Here is a 21,266-nt window from a genome sequence, read left to right on the forward strand (position 1 = left end):
ATCAAAAATCGAACAGAATTTACCCAATAGACAGGGTATCTCTAAAAATCAAAACAAATGATCAAAACAATTAAAATTTTAGTATTGTGCCTCTTAACCTCATTTGGTTATGCACAAAAAAAGTTAAACAAAACATCGCAATCCATTAAGGTAAACAAAGATGTTGTAATTGACCTTAACACAAGTTATGTTGAAATAGAAATCGACACATGGAACAAAGACATTGTAGAGGTAGAAGCTTATATAGAAAGCGACAAACTTTCAGAAGAAGAGTTAGAGCGTGCTCTAGAAGCATGGAACCTTAAAGTAGAAGGATCTAATGATAGGGTTATCATTTCATCTAGTGCAGGAAGAGCTGTAGGCTTATTTGGCGAAGAGGATTATGCTGTACTATTGAGAGATTTGGAATTTGAGTTGGCAGAGATGCCAGAAATGCCAAGAATGCCTTTAATGCCAAAAATGGCTAAGCTACCAGAAATGCCCGAGATGCCAGAAATGCCTGAGCTCCCTGAATTACCAGAAGGTGTAAAGTCAATATCTTTTGATTACGAGAGATATCAAGAAGAAGGTGAAAAGTACTTGGCAGAGTGGAGCAAAAAGTATGAAAAAGAAGGTGGTAAGGAATTACAGAAAAGCATGGAAGAATGGGCAAAGCGATTTGCGGAATCTGGTTACCAAGAAAAGATGGCAAAATGGGGTGAAGAATACGGCAAACGTTTTGAAGGCCAATGGGCAAAGGACATGGAAGAATGGGGAGAGAAATTTGGTAAAGAATATGCTAAGGATATGGAAAAATGGGGTGAAGAGTTTGGTGAAAAATTTGGAAAAGAATGGGCAGAAAAAATGGAAGCTTGGGGAGAGAAGTTTGGTGAAAAATACGCAAAGGAGATGGAAAAACGTGGTGAGGCCATGGCAGAGCGTCAAGAACGAATGGCAGAGCGCGAAGCTCGTTTAGCAGAACGTTATGCAGAGCGTGCAGAATCTGTTGCAGAACGTGCTGCCGAAATGGAAAAACGCCATAAAGAAATGAGAGATAAAAGAGAGTCCATTTTGGTGAGACGTCTAGAATCTGGTAGTAATAGCAAGGTTAAAAAGGTGATTAAAATAAAAATCCCTAAAAAGGCAAAATTAAAGACCAATATTAGGCATGGCGAATTAAAATTATCTTCGGTTATTTATAACCTTAGTGGAGATATATCACATGCATTTTTAGTAGCAGATAACATTGATGGAAGCGAGACTTCCATCAATGTATCTTATTCACCAGTAGTTATTAATACCTGGAATTTAGGAACACTTAATCTCAACTATGTGGATAAGGCACAGATTAAAAATGCAAAGGATTTAGTATTGAATTCCAAATCTTCTAACATTAATATAGAACGCCTTACAGATACTGGGATTATTGATGGTAGTTTTGGTGATTTAACCATATCTAACCTCGCAGAGACATTTAAGAATCTAAATTTGGTGTTAGAAAATACCGATGCGTTGGTGAACTTACCAAAGAATGTAGATTACAGTTTGTACTTTAAAGGGAGTCGCTCTAAGTTGAACAATAAACCAACGTCGCAAGAAACCATTAGAAATTATCCTGAAGGACAAAGTTCTAACAGAAACATTAGCGTAAATGCAAAATTCAGCAATGTGATTATGAATTAGATTGTGCATTGCAATGTCCTGAAATTAGGTGATCTCACCTTTTTTTATTTCTAATGCCAGACTAAATAAAGTCGATGTCCTTTTCCATAAATAGAGTATTTTTATGGAAATTTTATTTTTTATGCCGCTTTCTACTTTAGATACCTTATTAACTTCACTTCAACCTTATCCTTTACTCGGTACTTCAATAACTAAAGAAGATTATACAACTTTGGATTTGTCTGTCAAAAATCCTGACTTAGCAGATGTAAATATGTCATCCTCAAAAGAATTAGAAGTTTTTGTTTGGAACCATATAGCGAAACGTAATGCTAAGGCAGCATTTGGTGGTTACTTAGAACAACGAGGCATCTATCAGCGTAGTGATTATTTTAATCAAGAAAATCCGGAGGAAGAACGCAATATTCATTTAGGTATGGATCTTTGGATAGAAGCAGATTCTCCAGTATATGTTCCCTTAGATGGCACTATTCATAGTTTTAAAAACAACACCAATTATGGTGATTATGGACCAACTATAGTTTTAGAGCATCATATTGAAGGCGAAAAATTCTTTACACTTTATGGGCATTTAAGTTTAGAGTCAATTAAAGATTTAAAGGTTGGAGCAGAAGTGAAGCAAGGCCAGCAATTGGCAACTTTAGGAACTGCCAAGGTCAATGGAGATTATCCTCCGCATTTACATTTTCAGATTATAAAGGATATTCAAGATTACAAAGGTGATTATCCTGGCGTGAGTAATCAATTGGATATATCATTCTATAAAAGGAACTGTCCTGATCCTAATTTGCTCTTAGATCTAATTTGAAACCATAGCATATACATTCTCGTATGTGTTAGTATGAGAATAACATCAATTTTTTTCTTCTTTTTGTGCCCTATAATTATATGTGCTCAAAAGATTGACAATACGATTTCTTATAGAGCTATAGAAAGCGAAAGCTATTTTAGATTTCACTACGACAACGATTATTTTGCAGCCACAGACGAAAACTATACCCAAGGCTATAGCTTTGAAGTGGTTTTGCAGAGCCTAGAAAAGAATCCTGTCAATAAACTATTCTTTAAACCTAGTAGCGCAAATACAAAATTTGGTTTGGCCTTAGAGCATATTGGGTTTACACCAAATGACTACGTGAGCAAAGACATTCAGTTTGGAGATAGGCCTTTTGCATCTGCTATAATGCTGAAAAGCTTTAAGATAGACACAAACATTGAAAAGAAATTTAGACTATCACAATCCTTAAGCTTAGGACTCATTGGTCCTGGTGCTTTTGGTAAGGAGATGCAGGTAGGCATACATAAAGCCACTGGGAATAAAATTCCAGGCGGATGGGACAATCAGATTAAAAATGATCTTATTCTCAATTACAGAATTGATTTTGAAAAAGAGCTTTATAGCTATAAGAATCTATTTGGCTTAAATGCTAATGGGACATTGCAGTTGGGCACACTGTTCACTAATGCTTCAGTTGGATTCAATACCACAATAGGAATTGTAAATTTACCTTTTGAAACTGTCGAAGAGAACAGAAATTTTCAGGTTTATCTTTATGCGCAACCAATGGTTGGTATAATTGGTTATGATGCAACGCTTCAAGGTGGTGTATTGAATGATAAAAGTCCTTACACCATTTCAACTGATAATTTAGAACGCTTTACGGCACAATACAATTATGGATTGGTTATAAAAACCAGAACCTTGTATTTTGAATATACCAGAAGTGCCATTACGCGAGAATTTAAATCGGGTTCCTCAGCAAAATGGGGAGGCATCAGGATTGGGTTTACGTTTTAATCCGTTGTAAATTTTTCAAAATCATCAATGGCAAAGGCTTTGTTAAAGTCATCTTCGCCAATAGTTCCACCTTCAGAAGAATCATAGTCTAAGGTTATTTTCCATTCACCATCAATTTTCTTAAACAGCACATGAAACTGACCATAATAACTCTGTTCGTTTTCGGTACCTTTATTTCTGGTTAATTTATAAATACCGCGTTCACTTGCTGTGGAGTCGTTATTGATACGTTCAAAAAAACGTAGGGAAATGTCACTGGTCTGGCCATTTGCTTTACTACGTTCAAAGTTAGTTTTGTAATTAGTAATGTAAGTCTCGTAATCTAAAATACGCTTACCACCAGAAATACGTACCAAATCCTCAGCATGGATATCTGCCATCAACGTATAATCTAGTGTTTCAAAGGCTTTATAGAATTTCCCCCAAACTGCGTTTAAAGCTTTGAGGTTGTCTAAATTCTGAGCACAAATAGAAGTCATGCTAAATACCAGAACGACTATGGGAATAATTGTTTTTTTAATCATGACTTGAAGGGATTTGTTTTTTAGCTAAAGATTTTCCAATTAAGAAACCAACAATTACCAGTACGCCATCGGCTAAGGTAAACCACAGTTCTTTTGGAAGCATTATGATGTTGAAAAGCGTTGCAACTATCATTAATCCACCAACGATATAAGCAGGAATCATGCTTGTTTTAGAGATTTTAGCAGCTACAAACATTCCTGCAATTGGTCCAAAAAAATGAGCGATAACTACAAGTACTTTAGATCCCGTTGGGATTTGATCCATATTGTTTTTTAACCACTCCATATTCATAGGATCTGCACCCTCTGGTAGAGGAAACATATTGTGTCCAATAATAGATTCTATGATATAAACTGTGACAGAGGCTACAATAAAACCTACAATGGTTGCTAAAACATTTTTCATATTAAGGAAGATTAGTTAGTGGTTTCAAGATACTAAAAAAGTTTCACTGCTTTCAGTGCCCTTATTTTTTAAAGTCTATTTTTATGGCCGTTTAAGTCGACTTAAGTATGAAAAACACAGTGCTTAGAATTTTTAATCTCATTAAAAAGGGAGAGATCAGCTTTATGATTAAAGGCGTCTCTAAGCGTGTCTTTTCTAAAACGGAAGCCTTTGGGTTAAAACGTGATTTAAATATTCCTTTTGAAGCACCAAATGCTCAAATAGATATTAATATTCGCTTATATAAAGCTGATGACAGTAAGTATTTTGCAAAGGATTTACAAAACGATGGATTGATAGAAAAGAACATCCCGAATTGCTATGTAGCAATAACTACTGATGATAATCCTTGCTTTAGACAATGGCTTATAGGTGCAGATCATAAGGATGCTGTAAAGGAATTTTGGGGACCATCGTTTCCTGTTTTAAAGGAAAATGAAATGTTATTGGAAGGTGGTTTTACCATTCCTTCAATGCGAAGAAACGGAATAATGCCAGCAGCAATAACCAGAATATTGGATATGGAAAAAAAAGCAGGTAGAAGATATATCATTACTTTTGTTGGAGTGGATAACATTCCATCATTAAAGGGTATTCATCGCTCTGGATTTTCACCATACGTGCTTAGAACTGAAAAATGGCTGTTCTTTAAACGTACTCTCATTTTTCAAGATGTGCCAAAAGAGGCTATGGCCATTTATTCTAAAAATGTAGGTGTCACTATTACATAAATAATTGTAGGCTTTTACTTAATTCAGGTTTTCCGAAAGGATGGAAGAAGTGATTTTCTGTAATTTAGTTCTTGATATTCAGACACTTTTGTAAAGATTTCATTCCATTTCTCAAGAAAATTAAGTAACTTTAAAGAAGTGAAATCAATATCAGTTGAACTATGGGCTATATAAAATCACTCAATAAATGGGCTAATGCACACTCTTATTATCCTATTGATTTGTTAAGAATTGCCTTGGGTATTCTTCTATTTTACCAAGGAGTTTATTTTATGTCTAATCTTCCTTTATTGTTGAAGCTTTATGAGCCAATTAAACCGTTAATTGGAGATGTGTGGATTGTTCACTACATAGCACCAGCACATTTTGTCGGTGGCTTTTTAATTGTATTTGGTTTGTTAACTCGTTGGGCTATAGTGGCTCAATTACCAATACTCATTGGAGCTGTGCTGATAAATTTTATTGGAGAAATGGATGTTAGAAATTTTATACTTACAACTTCTGTGTTAATTGTTTGTATTTTCTTTTTGTTTTACGGTTCAGGTAAACATTCGGTAGATAAGTATTTAAAGATGCAGCAGTAGTTTTAGTTAATTATTTGCACTCTGACTGAGTCACTTTATTTTTCCATTGTATCCAATATTCCTGTAAGCCTTCTTTGGTAATAAAAAGTTTATCTCAGGATTTAATAAAGAGTATTTGAATTTTTTATTCTGGCAAAGGTGAAATCATAATATGCGCTCTATGTGTTCCTGGATTCATTATCCAAGGATGGTTAGAAGCTGCTGGTGATTCTGGTAAACCTGTGGATTCTGCCGTTGCATAAGGCATATAAACTACATAGCGGAGTCGTGCGCCATCTACTTTTGCCGTTGCAGGGTCATAGAGTGTGCTTTTACCATAGTAGATATGCAAGGTGGCGCCTGTAGGTATTTTAAGCTTACCTGATTTTACTTCTTCTTCTCTTATATCAAAAATTTCTTGATGTTTCTTTCCTTCTGCTTTTAAGGCTCTTCCTCTTGCCATAAAGGGTTCGAGGTCTTTGTGATAACATGCAGCACTAAATCCCTCTTTTTTAGGGTCATCGGCAAGTACTATAAATTCATTGTTCCCTTCTTTTAAGGTGACAAATTCACCTGCCATATTATAGCCAATAACTTTGCAGTCAGCTCTGCTCACTTCTGGAGCAGCCATTAATGCTGTTGCAATTAATGCTTCATCAGAATCTATAGGTTTTAAATTATTATTGGTTTTGTCTGGTGCATTTTCAACTGTAGTTTCCTTCGGAGCAGTTTCTTCTATGGTCGTTTTCGTTTTGTCTGATGAATTACAAGACATTAAAATTCCTGTAAAAAAAATTGCTGAAATGATATGTTTCATATTCTGTATGTATATGTAATTTTTGAAGTTACTAAAATCCATGCACTTTTATTTATCACCATACATACAATTCACTGATTGCTTCACGTCGTTCGTAATGACGGAAAGCAAAAAATCCTGATGGTATCATCAGGATTTTTAGATTCTATTTATGAGATTCCTGCCTTCGCAGGAATTTAATCATTCACCAAAACCCATTCTCCTTTATCAATCAACGGAATGGCTTGTTTGTATTTTACCACTTTGCTTTCGCCACTCATTACGTGCTTAATCGTAACTTTGTCGTTACGACCAATTTTAGGTTGTTCTCTTACAATGGTTTCAACAACTTGCGGTTGACGCGAAGCGCTTTCGCCAGCAGATCTACTTTGTGCAGCACGCTCATCCATATTAGGGATTTCATCCTTTTGCGTTTCTAGCTTCTCTTGTTTTCTGCGTTTTGCTTCTTGGATGTTATTCGCTGTTTCTTGTGGAATTTCACCTTTAAATAAGAACGAAATTACATCTTTATTCACTTGGTCAATCATCGCTTTAAATAACTCAAAAGACTCAAACTTATAAATCAATAATGGATCTTTTTGCTCGTGTACAGCTAGCTGTACCGATTGTTTTAATTCGTCCATTTTACGTAAGTGCGTTTTCCAAGCGTCATCTACGATGGCAAGTGTAATGTTCTTTTCAAAATCATTAATCAATTGCTTTCCTTTAGACTCATAGGCCTTTTCTAAATCAGTAACAACTTGTAGATTTTTAACACCATCTGTAAATGGTACTACGATACGCTTAAAACGGTCACGCTGTGTGTTGTAAACATTTTCAATTACAGGGTAAGCTAAGTCAGCCGCACGTTGCATTTTTTCACGATAGTGCTTAAAGGCTTCTTTATAAATGACACCTGCAATTTTCATCGCATCCATATTAGAAAATTCAGTTTCTGAAATAGGTGATGGCATCGAAAAGTAACGGATCAATTCAAACTCAAAGTTTTTATAATCGTTGGCTTCTTTATTGCTAAGCGCAATACCTTCAGAGGTATCGTAAATCATATTTGCCAAATCGACTCTTAGACGTTCACCATGCAAGGCATTGCGACGGCGTTTGTAAACAACTTCACGTTGTGCGTTCATTACATCATCATATTCTAAAAGACGTTTACGTACACCAAATTGGTTTTCTTCTACTTTCTTCTGTGCACGTTCAATAGATTTAGAAATCATGCCATGCTGAATCACTTCGCCTTCTTTTAAGCCCATTCTATCCATCATCTTAGCGATACGCTCGCTACCAAATAAACGCATTAGGTTATCTTCTAATGACACATAGAATTGTGAACTTCCTGGATCTCCCTGACGACCAGCTCTACCACGTAACTGTCTATCGACGCGACGTGAATCGTGACGCTCCGTACCAACGATAGCTAAACCTCCAGCTTCTTTAACTTCATCACTCAGCTTAATATCCGTACCACGACCAGCCATGTTGGTGGCAATGGTTACCTGTCCAGAATTACCAGCTTCGGCTACAATCTCAGCTTCACGTTTGTGTTGTTTCGCGTTAAGTACGTTATGCGGAATCTTACGAATGCTCAACATCTTACCTAAAAGCTCAGAAATTTCAACGTTGGTTGTACCTATCAAAACTGGACGACCAGCATTGGATAACTCTACAACTTCGTCAATTACGGCATTATATTTTTCGCGCTTGGTTTTATAAACTAAATCTTCTCTATCATCTCTAGCGATTGGTCTGTTGGTTGGAATTTCAACCACATCTAATTTGTAGATTTCCCAGAATTCGCCGGCTTCAGTAACAGCAGTACCTGTCATACCAGACAGTTTACGGTACATTCTAAAGTAATTCTGAAGTGTAACGGTTGCAAAAGTTTGCGTAGCTGCTTCAATTTTTACGTTTTCCTTGGCTTCAATGGCTTGGTGCAATCCGTCAGAATAACGACGACCATCCATAATACGACCTGTTTGCTCATCAACAATCATAACCTTGTTATCCATGACTACGTATTGCACATCTTTTTCAAAAAGCGCGTAAGCCTTCAATAACTGGTTGAGTGTATGAATACGCTCAGACTTAATGCCGAAGTCTCTAAATAAGTCTTCCTTAAGGTTAGCTTCCTCTTCAGACGATAAACCTTTAGCCTCAATCTTGGCGATTTCGGTTCCCATTTCTGGCATCACAAAGAAATTAGGGTCGTCTTTTCCTGAAAGAAAATCAACACCTTTATCGGTCAATTCAACTTGATTGTTCTTTTCATCAATTACATAATAGAGTTCTGCATCAACTTTAGGCATCTCTCTGTTGTTATCTTGCATGTAGAAGTTTTCAGTTTTTTGAAGTAATTGTTTTACACCCTCTTCACTCAAAAACTTAATTAAAGCTTTGTTTTTTGGAATACCTCTATAGGCTCTCAATAATTGAAAACCACCTTCTTTAGTGTCTCCTGCTGCAATTAATTTTTTAGCTTCGGCTAAGACACCGACCAAATGTTTACGTTGTACATCCTCTAGTTGTTGAACTTTAGGTTTAAGGGCATCAAACTCATGTTCGTCTCCTTTAGGAACAGGTCCGGAAATAATTAATGGAGTACGTGCATCATCAATCAACACCGAATCGATCTCATCTACAATGGCATAATGGTGTGGACGTTGTACTAAATCTTCTGGTGAGTGAGCCATATTATCACGTAAGTAATCGAAACCAAATTCGTTATTGGTACCGTAGGTGATATCTGCGTTATAAGCTTTGCGACGTGCATCTGAATTTGGTGTATGATAATCTATACAATCTACACTCAACCCATGAAATTCGAAGATTGGTGCCATCCAAGCACTGTCACGTTTTGCTAAGTAATCGTTGACTGTTACAAGGTGAACACCTTTGCCAGCTAATGCATTTAGATACACAGGAAGCGTTGCTACCAATGTTTTACCTTCACCAGTTTGCATCTCTGCAATTTTTCCCTGGTGCATAGCAACACCACCAATTAACTGTACGTCGTAATGTATCATGTCCCAGGTAATGGGCTTACCGGCAGCATCCCAAGAATTGGCCCAAACAGCTTTGTCACCATCTAAGGTTACATAATCTTTTGCACCAGAAACTTCTCTATCAAAAGCATTTGCCGTTACAGGAATTTCAGTGTTGTGTACAAAACGCTTTGCGGTTTCTTTAACCACTGCAAAGGCTTCGGGTAGAATATCATTGAGAACGTCTTCGGTAACCTCGTAGATGTCATCTTCAATTTTGTCGGCTTCTACGTAAATGTCTTCACGCTCATCAATATCCTCAGTCTCTTCGGCTTTTGCCAATAACTCATTTTGCTTTTCGAGAAGTGGTTTGCGAGCTTCTGCTATTTTATCTTTAAACTCAGTAGTTTTTGCCCTAAGCTCATCATGCGATAAGGCTTCGAGTGCTTTTTCAAAGGTTTTTACTTGGTTTACAATTGGTTGTAGCGCACTAACGTCTTGTTTGGATTTATCTCCAACAAAAACTTTTAGTACTTTATCTAGTATGCCCATGTTATATGTTTTGTAACAGATTGATTGATTTTCAAACTGTATGTTGTTTAGTTTGTTATTTTGAAAACACTCCTAAAGTCGCCTTCGACATGCTCATCGCATCGCTTCGATGGGAAAATTGAAGTAGGTTTATTTTCGAACTTTCGAAAATAAAAAAAGTCTCTCAGTTAAGATAACGCAAGAGACTTTAATTGTGTAATTTTATATGTTAATATTCGTCCTCGTTCCAGAGGTAATCTTCGTCAGTTGGATAGTCTGGCCAAATTTCCTCAATAGAGTCGTAAGAATCTCCTTCATCTTCTATCGCTTGTAAATTTTCAACAACTTCTAAAGGCGCACCTGTTCTAATCGCGTAATCGATAAGTTCGTCTTTAGTTGCTGGCCAAGGTGCATCACTTAAATAGGATGCTAATTCTAATGTCCAATACATTTGCGTTTGTAATTTTAATTTTTGCAAAAATAATTTTTTAGTTGAATAATTCAAGAAAAAATTAAATTAATTATTCATTAATAAAAAGAACGTGTAATCTTCAACTTTTACAGACTGAAATATTGCATTATTCTCAGTCTGAAGGCAAAAACGTTACGAATCTTTTTGTGGGATCCATTTGATCTCTTCTGCCTGCAAATCATGTGACAACTTCCGTGCCAATACAAAAAGGTAGTCAGAAAGGCGATTGATGTACATTAAGGTTTCGGGTTGAAATGGCTCTAAATCATTGAGATGCGAGGCCAAGCGCTCGGCTCTGCGACAAACCGTACGAGCTATGTGACAGAATGACACGGTTTGATGACCACCAGGTAATACAAAGTGGGTCATAGGTGGTAAACTGGCTTCCATTTGATCCATTTCTTTTTCGAGACGTTCTATATCTTCGTTAGAAATCTTAGGAATATTTAGTCTATCCTTACCACTTTTTAAGGTTGCTTTTTTAGGATCTGTTGCCAAGATTGCTCCAACGGTAAATAAGCGATCTTGAATGTGCACCAACGTGTTTTTATATAGTTGGTCAATTTCTTGATCTCTTATGAGTCCGATATGGGAATTTAATTCATCAATAGTGCCGTAGCTTTCTATTCTGATATGATGCTTGGGTACACGTGTTCCACCGAAAAGTGCGGTTGTGCCTTTGTCTCCTGTTTTAGTGTATACTTTCATATTTCAAAGTTAAGGAATATGGCTTGAAGGTGGAAGTTTGAAGTTTGAAGTTTTTCTCGCAAAGGCGAAAAAAGGCAAAGTTGAAAAGTAAAAAGTTGGTTGAATTATTTAAGCGTTTAACTGTTTATGTGTTGATACGTTTATTAGTTTCACTAATCATTAAACGTATCACTTTCAATGATACCATCTCGTAAACGAATGACACGTTTCGCATGTGCGGCGATTTCTTCCTCATGGGTTACCATAATCACGGTGTTACCAGCAGCATGGATTTGGTCGAAAAGTGCCATAATCTCAGTACCAGTTTTAGAATCGAGGTTTCCTGTTGGCTCATCCGCAAGGATAATAGAAGGTTTGTTGACCAATGCTCTGCCTACGGCAACACGTTGTCTTTGTCCACCAGACAATTGATTCGGTTTGTGATCCATACGGTCTGAAAGACCTACGTCGTTAAGCACTTCTGTAGCGCGTTCTTCTCTTGCTTTTTTAGAAGCACCAGCATATACCATAGGTAAGGCTACATTGTCTAATGCTGTGGTTCTAGGTAATAAATTGAAGGTTTGAAAAACGAAGCCGATTTCTGTATTTCTAATATCTGCCAATTCATCATCAGTCATTTGGCTCACATCTTTGCCGTTGAGGTTGTACATACCAGCTGTTGGTGTGTCTAAGCAACCTAATAAATTCATAAGTGTTGACTTACCAGAACCAGAAGGTCCCATAATGGCAACATATTCGCCACGTTTTATATCTAAATCTATGCCTTTTAAGACATGAACAATCTCTTGTCCTAGTTTAAAATCTCTAATAATACCTCTTATCTCAATGACGTTGTCGCTCATGGTAAACTAACAGTTGGTTGAATAATTGTCCTGCAAGATACAGGATTTTACAGATAATAAGACGCTAAAGTTGGGAGGTTGTTACACTCTAATTTTAAAATGTTCTTTGGCTTGTTCTTTTCTGAAAAAAACAAAACCTAAATGAAAACAGTCCACAGTGACTGTCACCGCCTTATGAGATTTGATATATTCCCAGGCTTCTGTCATTTCTTTTGACAAGTAGATGTCATCAAAAATAAAAACGGACTCGTTATGTGCCTTCGATAAAAGGGATTCAAAATATTGAATGGTTGCTTCTTTGTTATGGTGACCATCAAAGAATATGCAATCAAAGTTTTGTTGTTTCAAAGAAGGAATTATTGTTTTAAAATCTCCATTGATGAAAGTTATGTTTTCTGCCAGCTGTGATTTTGTATAATTTAATGTGTTAGGGCAACCTTCAACAGTTGTAATTTTTGAAGATGGATTTGCCAATGCAAAAGCGTAAGTTCCCATGCCTAAGGATGTACCTAACTCTAAAATTGATTTAAACTTGAAATATTGCGCTACTCTGAACAGTAATTTACTTTCTTTTTTTGAGCTACTCGAGGCTCTTACCATTTCGCTTACTTTACGCTTTTTTGAGTCTAGAACTTTTGAGCCTTCGCCTAAGTCATTTATCTCTAGTTCAGTATTTGAACGTTTTAAAGTATTTCTATAATTGTCCAAATCCGAATATGCAGTGTATCTTTCTCTGCCGTATAAACATTTGGTGACGAAATTATAGACAAAAGGGGAGTGGACTCCATGTTGATTGGTAGAGCTCAAAAGGAATTTTATGTATGCTATTATTTGGTACATAGGTTTATCTCGCAAAGGCGCAGAGACGCAAAGTTAATATCTGTATTTTGAACTGTTTAATTACTAAATAATTAGTCATTTTCGTTATGAGATTGCTTCGTTCCTCGCAATGACATTTGTCTTTTTCTTCGCGTCTTTGCGACTTAGAGAGATTTTAATTTTCAAGTTTTTCCGAAAGCTCAAACCAACGTAGTTCTTTTTCTTCAATAGTGTCAATGATCACCTGAAGTTCTTCTGACAGTTTGTTGATCTCATCTTGAGACAATTCAGGATTATTGAACTTAGCTTCGAGCGCTTTTTTATCTAATTCCAATGAGCGGATTTTAGATTCTAAATTTTTGTATTCTTTCTGTTCGTTATAAGATAATTTAGCAGCTTCGTTTTGTTTTATCGCTTTAGTGTTGTCTGTAGTTTCAATAGTTTCAGCTTGCTTTGGTTGACTGCTGTCGTAAGCTCTGAAATCGGAATAGTTTCCTGGAAAATCATCGACCACACCATCACCTCTAAACACAAAAAGATGATCTACAATTTTATCCATAAAATAACGATCATGCGAGACAACAAGTAGTACACCTGGAAAGTCCATTAGAAAATCTTCAAGTACATTTAAGGTAACAATATCTAAATCGTTGGTCGGCTCATCTAGAATTAAAACATTGGGATTTTGAATTAAAACCGTACATAAGTACAATCGTTTTTGTTCGCCACCACTTAGTTTTTCTACAAAGTCATATTGTTTTTTTCTGTCGAATAAGAAACGTTCCAAAAGTTGTTGTGCACTAATTTGACGACCTTTAGCCAGTGGAATGTAATCTCCGTAAGCTCTAATGACATCAATAACTTTTTGCTGTGGTTTTACTGTGATTCCGCCTTGCGTGTAATAGCCAATTTTTACGGTTTCGCCAAGAACGATTTTACCACCATCTGCTTGAACACTTCCCGTGAGAAGATTTAAGAATGTAGATTTTCCCGTACCATTTTTACCAATAATACCAATGCGCTCCCCTTTTTTGAAGGTGTAGTCAAATCCATCGAGTATTTTTTTGTCTTTAAAAGCTTTTGAAACATTGTGGAATTCAATAATCTTGCTGCCAAGGCGTTCCATGTTAATTTCTAATTGCACTTGATGGTCTTTTCGCCTTTTATGCGCTTTAGATTTTATTTCGAAGAAATCATCAATTCTGCTTTTCGATTTTGTGGTACGCGCTTTGGGCTGGCGACGCATCCAGTCGAGCTCCTTTTTAAAGAGCTGTTTTGCTTTTCCAGTTTCTATAGCTTCGTTTTCTATACGAGCTTCTTTCTTTTCGAGATAGTAAGAGTAATTACCTTTGTAGGTGTAGAGTTGACCTTGGTCCAATTCAATAATTTCATTACAAACACGCTCTAGGAAATAACGATCGTGAGTGACCATAAAAAGGGTTTGTTGGGTTTTTGCAAAGTAATCTTCTAACCATTCGATCATTTCTAAATCAAGATGGTTGGTAGGCTCATCTAAAATTAGAATATCTGGTTTACTCAATAACGCCTGAGCCAATGCTAATCGTTTTTTTTGCCCACCTGAAAGCGTGCTCACTTTTGTGGATAAATCGTCTAATTTTAGTTGCGATAAGGTCTGTTGGTATTGGGTCTCGAACTCCCAAGCGTTGTTTCGGTCCATAGCTTCAAAAGCCAGTTGGTAGGCTTCTGTATCTTCGGGATTTTTTAATGCATTTTCGTAAGCTTCAATAATTTTTAAAACAGGGATATCTGAAGCAAAGATGGTTTCTTCAATAGTTAGTTTCGGATCTAAGTCTGGTTCCTGGTCTAAAAAGGCTAATCGTAGTCCTTTTCTAACAACGACTTGTCCTTCATCTGGCGTGTCTTTACCAGATAAAATATTCAATATTGAGGTCTTTCCACTACCGTTTTTTGCCACAAAAGCAATCTTCTGATCTTTATGGATACTAAAGGATAGATTTTTAAAGAGCACAAGCTCTCCGTATGACTTGGATATATTTTCTACGTTGAGGTAATTCACGCTAATTTTTTTACAAAGAACGAAATAAACCAAAAAGAAACCTAATAGTTTTGTTATTGGTGTTGATACATTATATTTGTCTGTAAACATCTTATTTACCTATGAGAAGCATTAAGCTTTTGATTATTGTTCTTGCTTGTATAATTGTCTCATCTTGTATCCCACACAAAGACACTGTTTACTTACAAAATAAGGAAAGTGCAATCAACGATACTATTCCTAATAATTTATCTGAGGTACAAAAACCATATAGAATACAAATCGATGATATCTTAAATATTAGAATTAAAGTTCTGGATCAGGATAATGTTCAAATATTTAATCCCATAAGTCAAGAAGGAAATCTTAATGCGAGTAGTGCAGAACGTGCATATTTCGATGGATTTACGGTTGATATACATGGAAATATAAGAATACCTACATTAGGGCGTTTTAATGTTTTAGGTTATACAGCTGAAGAAATTGAGCAAATGATAGAAAAGAAGTTATTGGACGAGCAGTTTAAGGAAACGGCTAATATTTTTATAACTGTAAAATTGGCAGGATTGAGATATACTGTTAATGGAGAGATAGGAAGCCCAGGCACAATCACCCTGTTCAAAGAGCGTGTAAATATTTTCGAAGCTATTGCAAATGCGGGTGAAATACCATTAACGGGTAATAAAAAGGATGTTTTAGTTATACGTCAGTACCCGCAAGGACAGCAAATACATCACCTAGATTTAACCGATATTAATGTAATGAAGTCACCATACTATTATATTCAGCCTAATGATATGATTTATGTAAAGCCTCTAAAGCAAAAGTCAATCGGAACGGGAGAAACTGCAGCATCTAGTTTGTCCACCATAGTAACTGTATTGTCATTGGTGACATCTTCAATTTTAATATTCACAAGACTATAAAATGGATTATAAGGACTATGAAGATATTGATGCGCTAGAATCTCAACGCGTTGGTTTTGATTTTAAAGGTTTTTTATTTAAAGCTCTAAACCTATGGAAATTAGTGTTATTGTGCATAGGTGTTTCCTTGGTAATAGCCTATTTTATTAATGTTAGAAAGCAAAATATTTATAGGTTAGATTCTTTGATTACCGTTAATAATGATCAAAATCCTTTTTTTACAGCCAATACCAGTATATCGTTTAATTGGGGAGGGGTTTCAGGTAAGGTAGGTAGTATTTTAACCGAAATTAAAACAAGAACTCATAATGAGCTAGTAGTAGATTCTTTAGAATACTATAAGCAATATTTGAAAGAAGGAAAATATCATCTGCTCGATATTTATAAAGAGGCTCCATTTAATGTAGTCACAGATAAATCTAAACCACAGGCATTAGGAATACCAATTGGGATAAGAATAATAGACAAATTATCTTACGAATTATTCTATGAGTTTGAAACTAATAAATTAACAGGGCAGTTTTATAATTCGAAAGAAAAATTGGCAATAAGTGTCCCAATAGGTAGTTTTAGCAAGACATACAAGTTTGGTGAAGTAGTCAATGAGCCCTTTTTTAATGGTGTTGTTAACCTTAAGCCCATAGCAAACATTCCGGTAGGAGAAACTTATTTTGTGCGCTATTTGAATTTTGACTCCGTTGTAAACGGTTATAGGAATGCGGTACAAATAGAACCAACTTCTAAAAATACTTCTTCGGTTTTAAAATTATCCTTGGTTGGTAATAATAAATCTAAAATTGTAGATTACTTAAATGCTACTTCAGCCATATTGAGTAGAACTGAATTAGAACGAAAAAACCTATATGCCACAAACACTATAAAATTTATTGATAGTAGCCTTGGAGCAGTTAATAATGATTTGAAAGCTGTAACAGACGAAATGAATGAATTTAGAAAGGCAAATAAGGTTTTTAATGTTGAAGCCTCAGCAGCGCAACTTTCTGATCAGCTCAAAAATTATGATCAGGAAAAAATAAAAGAGCAATCAAAACTAAATTACCTTAACTCATTAGAGAATTACTTAAGAACAAAAAATGATTATAGTCAGATTGCGGCACCTTCTTCTGTTGGTATTGAAGAGGTGAATATATTATCTAGTGTGAGTAAGATTATTGGCTTATCGGTAGAACGACGAAATTTAGAGTACTCAACTAAAGAAGGGTCTATACTTTTCGATGAACTTGATCGAAGAATAGACACCGAAAAGAGCGTACTTTTAGAGGCAATTGATGTTACAAAACAGACCATAGGAGTACAGTTGAATGCAATTAACAGAAAAATTGCCAACCTTGAGTCAGACCTCATAGTATTACCAAAGGATCAACAAGAGTATTTGAAAATTCAGCGTAAGTTAGATTTGAGCAGAGAAGCTTATGATATTTACCAAGCAAAACGTGGTGAAGCTGCAATTGTAAAAGCTGCCAATGTATCTGATATAACGGTTATAGATGAGGCTAAGGATATAGGAAATGGCCCAATTGGCCCAAAGAAGTCCCTTAACTACATGATGGCTTTGATGGTTGGTTTCTTTACACCTATGTTTTTAATATTTGTCATTTACTTATTAGATAGCACAATACATGGTTCTGATGAAATCGTAAAAATGTCTAAAATCCCTATTCTAGGACTTATTGGTAAATATCGATATAAGAATAACTTAATAGCATATGAAAAGCCAAAGTCTGCTGTAGCCGAATCGTTTAGGGCAATTAGATCTAGCTTACAATTTATTTTCAAGAATAATCCTTCAGAAACAAGAGCAAACACTTTAATGATTACGTCCTCAGTGAGTGGTGAAGGTAAAACGTTTACTTCAATAAATATTGCAACAGTATATGCGATCTCTGGTAAAAAAACAATTTTGTTGGGATTAGACTTACGTAAGCCTAAAATCTTTGACGATTTTAACATAACCAATGAAAAGGGAATAGTCAACTATTTAATAGGTGATAGTGAATTAGATGAGATCATCACTAACACACATATTGAGAATTTAGCTGTAATTCCTTCAGGACCAATACCACCAAATCCTTCAGAATTATTGATGGGTGAAAAACTCAAAGAGCTTATTAGTTCATTAAAAGACACCTATGATATAATTATCTTAGACACTCCACCATTAGGCTTGGTAACAGATGCGCTTGAGTTAACTCAGTATGCAGACGCTACAATTTTTATGGTAAGGTTAGATTACACCAAAAAAGGAATGTTACAGTTGGTCAATGCAAAACATAGGACGGGTGAGTTAAAAAACATAAGCTTTGTATTAAACTTTTATAAGCATAAGAGTAATCATAATTATGGCTACGGATATGGCTATGGTTACGGTTACGGATATGGCTATGGTTACGGTGCCTATGGTAATGCTTATCACGAAAATGATAACCAATCAATATTCGGAAGGGTGAAGAATTTCTTGAGGCGATTATAATTTTTATTAAATATTATATTTTGATTACTAAAGCACAGCTCAGGGTAAAACGCATCTTCGACGTTGTTTTAGTAATACTACTATTGCCTTTTTTAATTATTCCTATTCTGGTTATTACCATTGCTGCAACAATTGATACCAAAAAGTATGGTATATTCTCACAATTGCGGGTTGGACAACATGGTAAGTTGTTTAAAATTTATAAGATTAGAACACTAAGAGAAGAGGAACATAAATTGGGTCATTTGGAGAAGAGCGCTACAGTTTTGGGAAAATACCTTAGGAGAACAAAACTAGATGAACTTCCTCAACTTTTTAATGTACTTAAAGGTGATATGAGTTTCGTCGGTCCAAGACCAGACGTTCAGGGTTTTGCAGATGAATTAGAAGGTGAAGATCGGATAATTTTAAAGGTAAAACCTGGTATAACTGGCGAAGCTACAATTAAATACAAGGACGAAGAGCGTGTATTAGAACGACAAAAAGACCCAGAACACTACAATAGAACGATTATTTGGGTAGATAAAGTGAAAATCAACAAAAACTACGTTAAGAATTACAGTTTTTATTTAGATTTGAGGCTCATTTTAAAATCTACTTTAAACAAATGACACATTCTGAAGACAAAATTGCAATCATAGGATTAGGTTATGTCGGTTTGCCCCTTGCCGTAGAATTTGCAAAACAATTCTTCGTCGTTGGTTTTGATATCAACAAACAGCGAATCAGCGAGTTAAATTCTGGTGTTGATAAAACACTCGAGGTTGAGGATGACAACCTTAAATCTGTTTTAACTACAGATCTAAATGCAAATAAAGGATTATACATCACAGATGATTTAGAAGCATTATCTGTCGCCAACGTATATATCATTACGGTACCAACACCAACTGATGCTCTTAACAAACCCGTGTTTACTCCGCTTATAAAAGCAAGTGAAACCGTAGGTAAAGCTATGGATAAAGGCGATATTGTAATATATGAATCAACGGTTTATCCCGGAGCCACTGAAGATATTTGTATCCCAGTTGTGGAAAGTACATCTGGTTTAATCTTTAATAAAGATTTTTATGCAGGTTATTCTCCAGAACGTATCAATCCGGGAGATAAGCATCATACAGTTACCAAAATTTTAAAAGTAACTTCTGGTTCTACTCCAGAAATTGCTAAGAAAATAGATGATTTATACAAAACTGTAATCACAGCTGGTACGCACTTAGCACCATCTATTAAAGTAGCTGAAGCGGCAAAAGTGATTGAAAATTCGCAACGCGATATTAACATTGCTTTCGTTAATGAATTATCTAAAATCTTTAGACTGTTAGATATAGACACTAAAGCGGTTTTAGAAGCTGCTGGTACTAAATGGAACTTTTTAAAGTTCTCTCCAGGTTTGGTGGGTGGCCACTGTATAGGAGTTGATCCTTATTATTTAGCGCAAAAAGCTATTGAGTCTGGTTACAATCCAGAAATCATATTGGCTGGTCGAAAAATGAATGACAGCATGGGAAGCTACGTTGCTACCGAAACTGTTAAAATGATGATTAAGAAAGGAGCTACCATCAAAGGCTCTAACGCTTTGGTTTTAGGTATTACGTTTAAAGAAAATTGCCCTGATATTAGAAACTCTAGAGTTATAGATATCATTGAAGAATTGCAGTCTTACCATGTTGATGTAGATGTTTACGATCCTTGGGCTTCTAAGGAAGAAGTAAAGCATGAGTATAGTTTAGATTTAAAATCGTCAATGACAGATTTAAAGTCTGACTATGACGCCATAATTTTAGCAGTGTCTCATAATGAGTTTTTAGAAATTTCCTTAGACAGCTTAAAATCTGATAAATGTGTGACTTTCGATGTTAAATCGTTATTACCACGAGATACCGTTGACGCACGTTTATAAACCAAATTACCTACAACTATGTACTCAAATCCACATCATACAGAAGATCTTTCTAAGTTAAGTTTTTTAATCACAGGAGGTGGAGGCTTTATAGGCTCTAACCTTGTTGAATACCTTTTAAAATACAATGCTAAGAAAGTAAGAGTATTGGATAATTTTTCTAATGGTCATCGTAAGAATTTAACTGAATTTCATGATAACCCTGCTTTTGAATTAATAGAAGGTGATATACGAGATTTAGACACCTGTAAAAAGGCTATGGACGGAATTGATTACGTCTCCCACCAAGCAGCTTTAGGTTCTGTGCCACGTTCTATTAACGATCCGGCAACAACTAACGAAGTTAACATTTCTGGGTTTTTAAATATGATGATTGCACTTAAAGACAGCCCAACGGTAAAACGTATGGTGTATGCAGCATCAAGTTCAACTTATGGTGATAGTAAATCTTTACCAAAAGTAGAAGATACCATTGGTAAGCCTTTATCTCCTTATGCCGTAACAAAGTACGTAAACGAATTATATGCTGATGTTTTTGGCACAACCTACGATACTGATGTTATTGGCTTAAGGTACTTTAATGTGTTTGGGCCAAAGCAAAGTCCAGATGGTGCTTATGCAGCGGTAATTCCTTTATTTATGCAAGCGTTAAAAGATAATGAGCCATCAAGAATCAATGGTGATGGAGAGCAAACGCGCGATTTCACCTTTATAGATAACGTTGTACAAGCTAACATCAAAGGCTTTTTTGCTTCAAAAGACGCAAAGAACGAAGTGTTTAATGTCGCTTGTGGTGAACGAATAACAATAAATTACCTTTGGGAGTCGTTGCGTATTGCAGCGAACTCTGAGTTAAAAGCGGTTTACGGACCACCAAGACAAGGTGATGTAAGAGATTCTTTGGCGGATATATCTAAAGCTGAGAATCTATTAGGTTATAAGCCAAAATATACAGTTAGGGAAGGTCTTAAAATTACTTGGGATTATTTTAATTAAGATAACCATTTTTTACTTTAGAAATTACTATTTTTCTGCT

The 21,266-nt window shown here is 35.7% G+C and carries 19 protein-coding genes; 10 read left to right on the plus strand and 9 right to left on the minus strand.

The window, feature by feature from the left end; all coding sequences use genetic code 11:
- The first annotated feature begins 57 nt into the window (after positions 1–57).
- The 3 genes from F1003_RS10520 (at position 58) to F1003_RS10530 (ending at position 3,460) form a co-directional block, all read left to right on the plus strand.
- On the plus strand, positions 58–1,662 hold the full coding sequence (locus F1003_RS10520; RefSeq protein ID WP_155089383.1) for a hypothetical protein: 1,605 nt from the start codon (positions 58–60) through the stop codon (positions 1,660–1,662).
- A gap of 103 nt (positions 1,663–1,765) precedes the next feature.
- Positions 1,766–2,470 carry a peptidoglycan DD-metalloendopeptidase family protein gene (locus tag F1003_RS10525; RefSeq protein WP_235898313.1) on the plus strand — a complete coding sequence of 235 codons (705 nt, stop codon included), beginning with the start codon at positions 1,766–1,768 and terminating at the stop codon, positions 2,468–2,470.
- Between the two features lie 33 nt (positions 2,471–2,503).
- Complete coding sequence (locus tag F1003_RS10530) at positions 2,504–3,460, plus strand: lipid A deacylase LpxR family protein (protein ID WP_155089384.1); 957 nt, start codon at positions 2,504–2,506, stop codon at positions 3,458–3,460.
- On the opposite strand, the gene F1003_RS10535 is transcribed toward F1003_RS10530, so the two are convergent.
- Positions 3,457–3,984 (minus strand): YybH family protein, encoded by a 528-nt coding sequence (locus F1003_RS10535; protein WP_155089385.1) that lies wholly within the window; start codon positions 3,982–3,984, stop codon positions 3,457–3,459. The genes F1003_RS10530 and F1003_RS10535 overlap by 4 nt on opposite strands.
- Entirely contained in the window at positions 3,977–4,390 is a 414-nt protein-coding gene (locus F1003_RS10540) for a hypothetical protein (RefSeq protein WP_155089386.1), read from the minus strand. Before F1003_RS10540 ends, F1003_RS10535 begins: the two co-directional genes overlap by 8 nt.
- A gap of 107 nt (positions 4,391–4,497) precedes the next feature.
- Here F1003_RS10540 and F1003_RS10545 point away from each other — a divergent pair, with 107 nt between their 5' ends.
- Together F1003_RS10545 and F1003_RS10550 are read left to right on the plus strand one after the other, a co-directional pair.
- Entirely contained in the window at positions 4,498–5,160 is a 663-nt protein-coding gene (locus F1003_RS10545) for a hypothetical protein (protein ID WP_155089387.1), read from the plus strand.
- 161 nt (positions 5,161–5,321) lie between these two features.
- Positions 5,322–5,744: a DoxX family protein gene (locus tag F1003_RS10550; RefSeq protein ID WP_155089388.1), complete on the plus strand. Its 423-nt coding sequence runs from the start codon at positions 5,322–5,324 to the stop codon at positions 5,742–5,744.
- Between the two features lie 124 nt (positions 5,745–5,868).
- Here the strand turns inward: F1003_RS10550 and F1003_RS10555 are convergent, their stop codons facing one another.
- From F1003_RS10555 to F1003_RS10585, 7 genes are all read right to left on the minus strand, one after another.
- The gene (locus F1003_RS10555; protein WP_155089389.1) at positions 5,869–6,540 is read right to left on the minus strand and encodes a hypothetical protein; all 672 of its coding nucleotides are present in this window, start codon (positions 6,538–6,540) and stop codon (positions 5,869–5,871) included.
- Between the two features lie 176 nt (positions 6,541–6,716).
- The gene (secA, locus tag F1003_RS10560) at positions 6,717–10,073 is read right to left on the minus strand and encodes a preprotein translocase subunit SecA (protein ID WP_155089390.1); all 3,357 of its coding nucleotides are present in this window, start codon (positions 10,071–10,073) and stop codon (positions 6,717–6,719) included.
- Positions 10,074–10,281: 208 nt separating this feature from the next.
- The gene (locus F1003_RS10565) at positions 10,282–10,503 is read right to left on the minus strand and encodes a DUF2795 domain-containing protein (RefSeq protein WP_008272287.1); all 222 of its coding nucleotides are present in this window, start codon (positions 10,501–10,503) and stop codon (positions 10,282–10,284) included.
- A 153-nt stretch (positions 10,504–10,656) separates the two neighbouring features.
- Positions 10,657–11,232 carry a cob(I)yrinic acid a,c-diamide adenosyltransferase gene (locus tag F1003_RS10570; protein WP_155089391.1) on the minus strand — a complete coding sequence of 192 codons (576 nt, stop codon included), beginning with the start codon at positions 11,230–11,232 and terminating at the stop codon, positions 10,657–10,659.
- A 152-nt stretch (positions 11,233–11,384) separates the two neighbouring features.
- Positions 11,385–12,074 (minus strand): ABC transporter ATP-binding protein, encoded by a 690-nt coding sequence (locus tag F1003_RS10575; protein ID WP_155089392.1) that lies wholly within the window; start codon positions 12,072–12,074, stop codon positions 11,385–11,387.
- A gap of 81 nt (positions 12,075–12,155) precedes the next feature.
- Positions 12,156–12,914 (minus strand): O-methyltransferase, encoded by a 759-nt coding sequence (locus F1003_RS10580; RefSeq protein WP_155089393.1) that lies wholly within the window; start codon positions 12,912–12,914, stop codon positions 12,156–12,158.
- A gap of 154 nt (positions 12,915–13,068) precedes the next feature.
- On the minus strand, positions 13,069–14,931 hold the full coding sequence (locus F1003_RS10585; protein ID WP_162306960.1) for an ABC-F family ATP-binding cassette domain-containing protein: 1,863 nt from the start codon (positions 14,929–14,931) through the stop codon (positions 13,069–13,071).
- 101 nt (positions 14,932–15,032) lie between these two features.
- Between F1003_RS10585 and F1003_RS10590 the strand changes: the two genes are divergently transcribed.
- The 5 genes from F1003_RS10590 to F1003_RS10610 are packed head-to-tail and all read left to right on the plus strand — an operon-like array spanning position 15,033 to position 21,226.
- Positions 15,033–15,836: a polysaccharide biosynthesis/export family protein gene (locus tag F1003_RS10590; RefSeq protein WP_155089394.1), complete on the plus strand. Its 804-nt coding sequence runs from the start codon at positions 15,033–15,035 to the stop codon at positions 15,834–15,836.
- A gap of 1 nt (position 15,837) precedes the next feature.
- Positions 15,838–18,327: a polysaccharide biosynthesis tyrosine autokinase gene (locus F1003_RS10595; RefSeq protein ID WP_155089395.1), complete on the plus strand. Its 2,490-nt coding sequence runs from the start codon at positions 15,838–15,840 to the stop codon at positions 18,325–18,327.
- 20 nt (positions 18,328–18,347) lie between these two features.
- Positions 18,348–18,938 (plus strand): sugar transferase, encoded by a 591-nt coding sequence (locus F1003_RS10600; protein WP_155089396.1) that lies wholly within the window; start codon positions 18,348–18,350, stop codon positions 18,936–18,938.
- The gene (locus tag F1003_RS10605; protein ID WP_155089397.1) at positions 18,935–20,230 is read left to right on the plus strand and encodes a nucleotide sugar dehydrogenase; all 1,296 of its coding nucleotides are present in this window, start codon (positions 18,935–18,937) and stop codon (positions 20,228–20,230) included. The genes F1003_RS10600 and F1003_RS10605 overlap by 4 nt, the downstream gene beginning before the upstream one ends.
- An 18-nt stretch (positions 20,231–20,248) precedes the next feature.
- Complete coding sequence (locus tag F1003_RS10610; RefSeq protein ID WP_155089398.1) at positions 20,249–21,226, plus strand: SDR family oxidoreductase; 978 nt, start codon at positions 20,249–20,251, stop codon at positions 21,224–21,226.
- The last annotated feature ends 40 nt before the right edge of the window (positions 21,227–21,266 follow it).

Source organism: Winogradskyella ouciana (assembly GCF_009709615.1).
GTDB classification, from domain to species: Bacteria; Bacteroidota; Bacteroidia; order Flavobacteriales; family Flavobacteriaceae; genus Winogradskyella; species Winogradskyella ouciana.